Origin of the sequence: Mesorhizobium sp. M4A.F.Ca.ET.020.02.1.1 (genome assembly GCF_004022645.1) — a bacterium.
Lineage (GTDB): Bacteria > Pseudomonadota > Alphaproteobacteria > Rhizobiales > Rhizobiaceae > Mesorhizobium.
This window is the reverse complement of record NZ_RZOI01000462.1, coordinates 1-5,000: the sequence shown is the minus strand read 5'-3', so window position 1 is coordinate 5,000 and position 5,000 is coordinate 1. Positions and strand designations below refer to the sequence as shown.

5 protein-coding genes are annotated in these 5,000 nt (G+C 68.6%); 1 reads left to right on the top strand and 4 read right to left on the bottom strand.

The window, feature by feature from the left end; translation table 11 throughout:
• The coding region (locus tag EN742_RS24150; RefSeq protein ID WP_148670221.1) for an FAD-binding oxidoreductase at positions 1 to 577 on the top strand (577 nt) is incomplete at its 5' end.
• 38 nt (positions 578 to 615) lie between these two features.
• On the opposite strand, the gene EN742_RS24145 is transcribed toward EN742_RS24150, so the two are convergent.
• Genes EN742_RS24145 through EN742_RS24130 form a run of 4 tightly spaced genes read right to left on the bottom strand, consistent with a single transcriptional unit; the run spans position 616 to position 4,886 of the window.
• The gene (locus EN742_RS24145; protein WP_128333365.1) at positions 616 to 1,983 is read right to left on the bottom strand and encodes an FAD/NAD(P)-binding oxidoreductase; all 1,368 of its coding nucleotides are present in this window, start codon (positions 1,981 to 1,983) and stop codon (positions 616 to 618) included.
• On the bottom strand, positions 1,980 to 2,282 hold the full coding sequence (locus tag EN742_RS24140) for a (2Fe-2S)-binding protein (protein ID WP_126058821.1): 303 nt from the start codon (positions 2,280 to 2,282) through the stop codon (positions 1,980 to 1,982). The genes EN742_RS24145 and EN742_RS24140 overlap by 4 nt, the downstream gene beginning before the upstream one ends.
• On the bottom strand, positions 2,279 to 4,264 hold the full coding sequence (locus EN742_RS24135; protein WP_128333364.1) for a hydantoinase B/oxoprolinase family protein: 1,986 nt from the start codon (positions 4,262 to 4,264) through the stop codon (positions 2,279 to 2,281). The genes EN742_RS24140 and EN742_RS24135 overlap by 4 nt, the downstream gene beginning before the upstream one ends.
• 4 nt (positions 4,265 to 4,268) lie before the next feature.
• Positions 4,269 to 4,886: a hypothetical protein gene (locus EN742_RS24130; RefSeq protein ID WP_245492386.1), complete on the bottom strand. Its 618-nt coding sequence runs from the start codon at positions 4,884 to 4,886 to the stop codon at positions 4,269 to 4,271.
• Positions 4,887 to 5,000 lie beyond the last annotated feature (114 nt).

Here is a 5,000-nt window from a genome sequence, read left to right as displayed (position 1 = left end):
TGCGCTGCACACGGCGAGGATCTCGGCCACGCGTCGCGGCGACGGCGGCTACACGCTTGCCATCAGCGGGCGCGGCCGCGTCGACGTGACGCCGCAGCAGTTGCGCTTCTCGTCGCAGTTCCTGCCCATGTTTCTGAAGCGGTGGCGCAGCCTCGCGCCCGGCGGACTGCAAGGCGTGCGCTCGGGGCACGAAACGCTGCAGCGCTGGCGGCTCGACCAGCCGACGCCGATGGAGCGCATGCGCATCCTCGATCCGGCTCCGGACCGGGCCACCATCCGTCTGACCCATGCCCGCGCGCTTGAACTTCTGCCCGACCTCAGAAAGACGAAGATCAGCGCTGCCTGGGCCGGCTACATCGACAGCACGCCGGACGGCGTGCCCGCCATCGGCGAGATCGATAGCGTTGCGGGCTTCTTCCTCGCCGCCGGATTTTCGGGACACGGTTTTGGCATCGGGCCCGGCGCCGGTCATCTCGTCGCCGATCTGGTGACCGGCTCGGAACCGATCGTCGATCCGACATCCTACGACCCGCGCCGCTTCGACGCTTCGGCCTGGGGCAAGGTTGCCGATTTCTAGGATTTGACCCTCATCAATGCGCGGCATCCGCAATTGCGTCAGCCGTTCCGCAGAACAGCGCCAATAGGCGCCGGTCGGACGGGCGCCTGTCCGCGAAACCGGCCGACGGCGCCGGGCGTGCAGCCGGCCTGTGCCGCAACAAGCTCGACGGCAGCCAACTGGCAGTAGCGCCCCTGGCAGCGCCCCATGCCGACGCGCGACAGCGACTTCACCCTGTTAGCCTCACCGCCGCCGAAAGCCACACCCTGGCGTATGTCTCCTGCAGTCACGTTCTCGCAGCGGCAAACAATCGCGTCGTCAGGGAGCACCCGCGCCATCGCCTCCGGCCAGGGAAAGGCGCGGGCCAGACCGCGTGCGAAGCGCTCGAGCCGCGCGAGCTTGCGCAGATCGGCGTTGGCTGACGGCGCCGATTGCCCGAGATCGGCAAGGCACGCCACCGCCGCAAGGCGCCCGGCAATCTCCGCGCCGTCCGCCCCCAGGAGCCGAACCCCATCGCCCGCAAGGTAGACGCCATTCCCGGCGCGACCCATCTCGTCGGTCTTCGGCAGCCATTGCCGCCACTGTTCGTCATACGCGAAGGCGCATCCCGCAAGGTCCGCGAGATGCGTCTCCGCCCGCAAGTGCCAGCCCATGCCGATCATGTCGCACGGGGTGACGCGTTCGCGGCCGCCGGTGTCGCGCCAGCGCATCGCGGTGACACCTTGTTCGTCGACCTCGATCAGTTCGAGGGTCACGCCCGCATGGTAACGGTCGCCGAGCCTCGCCCGCAGCGCCAGGCCGCGCAGCGCGACCAGCGGCCGGGCGGCGAGCCCCCGGAATCCCCGCATCTGCTGGCGCCAGGGTGATGTATCCAGCACCGCCACCACATCCGCTCCGGCCTTGACGAGTTGCGCACCGACCAGCGTCAGGAGAGGCCCGGATCCGATCAGCACGATCCGTCGCCCGAGGGCCACGCCCTGCGCCTTGAGCGCGATCTGCGCCGCGCCGAGGCTGTAGACGCCGGCGCTCTGCCAGCCCGGGACCGGAGCGACGCGATCGGATGCGCCGGTGGCAAGGATCAGGCGGTCATAGTTGACTAGCTGCACGCCGTCCTCCCCCAGCACGTGCAGCCGTCCCTCCTGCGCGGCGATGACCGAACTCGCTGCGCAATGGGTAAGGCGCCCCTCCTTGGCCAACCGGTCGAACAGTTCATGCAGCGAGCGCGCCTTCGCCGCCTCCGAGCCATAGAGCTGCCCCGGCGTGCGGACGAATCCGTCCGGTGGGCGACGATAGATCTGACCGCCGGCGCGATTGCCTTCGTCGATCACCATCGGGTGCAGCCCGGCCTCGACCAGCACCGCCGCGGCCCTTATGCCAGCCGGACCGGCGCCGACGATCACGATCTTCGGCGATGAAGCGTCGCTCACGGCCAGCTCTCCGGCGGCGTCGTGCGCAGCCGCATGCCCTCATCGATAGGGGTTGTGCACGCGCGCAGGCGCGGCCCCTCTTCCTGCCAGACCCAACAATCCTGGCAGGCTCCCATCAGGCAGAAGCCCGCGCGGGGTTCAGGCCCGAACTCGGACTTTCGTAAGGCTTGTCCCGACGCCAGCATGGCGGTCAGCAGCGTATCGCCGGCCAGCGCGCTGCGCATCTCGCCATCGAGGAAGAAATTCACCTCTACCCGGTCGCGCTCGGCCAGCCGGACGATGCGGCCGGCGCTGATCATTCAGCGGCCTCTCGCACCGGGCGAGGACGCGGCAGTTCGGGGAACCGTTCGCACGCCGCATCGAAGGCCGCCTGCACGCCCTCCGGCCCGGAGCGCCCTCTCATGCGGCGGAAGATCTCGGTCTTGGCGAAGAACCGCCAGTGGATCGGCAGGTCCCTCAGTATGGCGGTGAGCCGGTCGTATGCCGCAGGGGTCCATTGCGCTTCGTAGCCGTCGCGCTCTGGACCGAAATGGAAATGGCCGGCGGACGGCTTGTGCCGCGCGCGCAATTGCCCCGTAGCCTGCTCGTCGACTTCGCCGTCGCGGATGACGACGCCATAGTCGCGCTCCGCCGATGCCTCCGAAACATAGCCGCGCCGAACGTCCTGTGCGACCCGCCAGGGTTCGCGCAGATGCGGATCGCCGCGCCCGCCGCCTCCGGCGGAGCGGATATCGAGCAGGTCGCCGGGCTGCAGCACCGCGGTGTCGATGTTGCCCAGCCGCCGCTCGTGCTCGGTCCCCGGATTGACGACCATGTCCGACAGGCCGGCCGCCTTGCCGCCCAGCACGCCCCAGGGACGGAAAAAACTGCGGTCGCGGTTGCGCGCCGTGATCCTGGAGTCGGGCGCGAAGACGCGGAAGGCCATCTCGGTCGCCAGCCCGCCGCGCCAGCGGCCCGCCCCGCCGCTGTCCCTGGCGAGCCCGTATTTCACGAATTCGACCGGGGTCTCGGTCTCGGTGATTTCGATCGGCGTGTTCTTGAGATAGGCGGCATCGGCGCCCGAACCGTTGGTGCCATCGCGATGCGGCATCGCACCGCCGCCACCGACCACCGGGTTAACCGCGGCGATGACCGTCCGGCTGCTGCGCTCGTCGACAGTCATGACGTTGACGATGCAGTTGTTGCCGGCCGGCGCCGCGGGCAGGCGCTCGGGCACTGCTTGCGAGAAGGCGCCGAAGATGACCGAGCGCAGCCGGGCGCAGGTGAGCGAGCGCATGCCGACGGCTGCGGGGTGGACCGGGTTCAGCACCGATCCCTCGGGAGTGATGCAGGTGAACGGCCGGGTAAGGCCGGTGTTGAGCAGGATCTTCGGGTTGAGCGTGTAGAGCACGTAGTAGACGCCGACCAGCAGCATGGTGTGGCGCGGGTCGCCACCTGAAGGCACGTTGAGCGAGGAGCCCAACTGCGGATCGGAGCCGGTGAAGTCGAGCACCGCCTCGTCGCCCTTGATCGTCAGCGTCAGCTTCAGCCGGCAGGGATTGGCCTCGACCGAATCCTCGTCGGCGTAATCGGCGAATTCCCAGGTGCCGTCGGGCATGGCGCGCAGCACGTCGCGCGCCTGCGCCTCGGCATGATCGAGAAGCGCGGCAACCCCTTCGATGAAGCCGGCCTTGCCGAACTTCCGCACCATTGCCTGGATCTTGCGCTCGCCGGTGTTGAGCGCGCCGACAAGCGCCTTGATGTCGCCGATGTTGAGGTCGGGCTTGCGCACATTGGTGCTCATGATACGCAGGATCGTCTCGTCGAAGACGCCCTCCCGCACCAGCTTCATCGGCGGGAAGCGGATGCCTTCCTGATGGATTTCGGTCAGCGCCCGGCTGAGCGAAGCCGGCACGGCCCCGCCCATGTCGGTGTTGTGGATGTGACCTCCGGTCCAGGCGACGATCTCGCCGTCGACGAAGACCGGTTTCCACAGATGCGTGTCGGGGGCGTGCGTGGCGACGTGGCCCGAATAGGGATCGTTGGTGAAGGCGACGTCGCCCGGCCGGTAGTCGTCGACCATCGCGATCGCGCGGTGGTAGGAAAGTCCCGGATACCACGTGGCGCCGAGTTCCATCGGCACGGCGAAGGTCGCCCCCGCACGGTCCATCAGCATCACGGTGAAATCCTGCGTCTCCTTGACGAAGGCGGAGTGCGCAGTGCGGTGCAGCGTGTGGGCCATGTTCTCGGCGGCCGCGCGGGCGTGGTTCGCCAGAACCTGCAGGTTTGTCCGGTCAAACATGGTGTCACTCCGCGAAGGTCAGCAGAAGGTTGAGGTGGCGGTCGACGCGCGCCTGCGCACCAGCGGGAATGGCGAAGGTGGTGTCTTCCTGCACGACCACGGCAGGCCCTCGGAAGGTGCTGCCCGGCACGAGGGTCTGCCGCTGGTGGAGGTCAACGGTCTCGACGCTCACGCCGGTGTAGACAGGGAGCCGGCGCGCCGGGATGGCGGCGGCGCCGATCTCGTCGATCTCCGGAAAGGAGAGCGCCGGGCCGGCACCTATCGCCGACAGCCGGACATTCACAAGCTCGATCTCGCCCACGGGGTCGTGAAAATCGTAGAGCTGCTCATGAGTGCGGTGGAAGGCCTGCTTGATTGCCTCCGGGTTGGCGCCCGCCAGCCATTGCGGTGAAAGGACGACCTCGATCTCATAGCTCTGGCCGAGATAGCGCATGTCGCAGGAGAGAGTGAGCTCAGCCGCCGCGTCGTGCCCCTGCGCCGCGAGCCAGTCGCGCCCCTCTTGCGCGAGAGCATCGAAGGCCTCGCGGATCTCGGGGAGCGACGCAGCCGTCAGCGGGCTGAAGATGGTGCGTATGAAATCCCCGCGCAGGTCCGCCTCAAGCCCGCCCAGCGCCGCCGCCACGCCGGGGCGGCGGCGGCCCGATGCTCGGCGCCTTCCTTGCCCGCGAACTCGGCATGAAGCGTGTCATGGCGCCGAGCATCGGGCCGCGGCCGCCGAAGGGCATCAGCGTGAATT

Excerpts from the sequence above, each read along its gene's own strand:
- EN742_RS24135 (WP_128333364.1), bottom strand. The coding sequence starts at position 4,264 with ATGTTTGACCGGACAAACCTGCAGGTTCTGGCGAACCACGCCCGCGCG.
- EN742_RS24140 (WP_126058821.1), bottom strand. The coding sequence starts at position 2,282 with ATGATCAGCGCCGGCCGCATCGTCCGGCTGGCCGAGCGCGACCGGGTA.